Origin of the sequence: Nonomuraea sp. NPDC049625, from assembly GCF_040675285.1 — a bacterium.
Classification (GTDB): Bacteria; Actinomycetota; Actinomycetes; order Streptosporangiales; family Streptosporangiaceae; genus Nonomuraea; species Nonomuraea angiospora_A.
The window spans coordinates 2,320-3,958 of record NZ_JBFAOQ010000050.1 but is presented as its reverse complement, the minus strand read 5'-3'; the positions used below and the strand labels follow the sequence as shown (position 1 = coordinate 3,958).

Sequence of the window (1,639 nt, the reverse complement as noted above, 5' to 3'; positions counted from 1 at the left end):
CGCTGACTAAGCGGTCCCCTTAACGTTCCGGCACCGGGCAGGCGTCAGTCCGTATACATCGTCTTACGACTTCGCACGGACCTGTGTTTTTAGTAAACAGTCGCTTCCCCCTGGCCACTGCGACCCCCACCAGCTCCGAGTGCAAGACTCATCACCAGCAGAGGTCCCCCTTCTCCCGAAGTTACGGGGGCAATTTGCCGAGTTCCTTAACCACAGTTCACCCGATCGCCTTAGTATTCTCTACCTGACCACCTGAGTCGGTTTAGGGTACGGGCCGCCACAACACTCGCTAGAGGCTTTTCTCGGCAGCATAGGATCATCCACTTCACCACAATCGGCTCGGCATCACATCTCAGGCTTAAGGAACGCGGATTTGCCTACGTTCCGCCCTACATGCTTACCCCAGGACAACCATCGCCTGGGCTGGACTACCTTCCTGCGTCACCCCATCGCTTACCTACTACCCGATCGGATCGAGCGTTCACTCTGACGGCCATCCCGAAGGACAACCCGAGCTAAGGACTCTTAGCATCACGAGGTTCGATATGGGCGCGTTAAAGCGGGTACGGGAATATCAACCCGTTGTCCATCGACTACGCCTGTCGGCCTCGCCTTAGGTCCCGACTTACCCTGGGCGGATTAGCCTGCCCCAGGAACCCTTGGTCATCCGGCGCGAGGGTTTCTCACCCTCGATTCGCTACTCATGCCTGCATTCTCACTCGCGTACGCTCCACGGCTAGATCACTCTGCCGCTTCACCGCATACACGACGCTCCCCTACCCATCAACACAACATGTGTGTCAATGCCACGACTTCGGCGGTGTACTTGAGCCCCGCTACATTGTCGGCGCAGAATCACTTGACCAGTGAGCTATTACGCACTCTTTCAAGGGTGGCTGCTTCTAAGCCAACCTCCTGGTTGTCTCTGCGACTCCACATCCTTTCCCACTTAGCACACGCTTAGGGGCCTTAGTCGGTGATCTGGGCTGTTTCCCTCTCGACTACGAACCTTATCGCCCGCAGTCTCACTGCCACGCTCTCACTTACCGGCATTCGGAGTTTGGCTGACGTCAGTAACCTTGTCGGGCCCATTAGCCATCCAGTGCTCTACCTCCGGCAAGAAACACGCGACGCTGCACCTAAATGCATTTCGGGGAGAACCAGCTATCACGGAGTTTGATTGGCCTTTCACCCCTACACACAGATCATCCCCCAGGTTTTCAACCCTGGTGGGTTCGGTCCTCCACCCAGTCTTACCTGAGCTTCAACCTGCCCATGCGTAGATCACTCCGCTTCGGGTCTACAGCATGCGACTCAACGCCCTATTCAGACTCGCTTTCGCTACGGCTCCCCCACACGGGTTAACCTCGCCACACACCATAACTCGCAGGCTCATTCTTCAAAAGGCACGCAGTCACATCACACAGAAGCAAGCTTCTGTAAGCTCCTACGGCTTGTAGGCACACGGTTTCAGGTACTATTTCACGACCCCTCACCGGGGCACTTTTCACCTTTCCCTCACGGTACTCGTGCACTATCGGTCATCAGGGAGTATTTAGGCTTACCAGGTGGTCCTGGCAGATTCACACAGGATTTCTCGAGCCCCGTGCTACTTGGGATCCCCTCAAGGAGTCCATCC

1 rRNA gene (cut by both window edges) is annotated in these 1,639 nt (G+C 56.3%); it reads right to left on the bottom strand.

Features of this window, described 5'->3' with window-relative positions:
• Positions 1–1,639 (bottom strand): 23S ribosomal RNA (locus AB0J87_RS64275) (it extends past both window edges: 1,127 nt to the left, 457 nt to the right).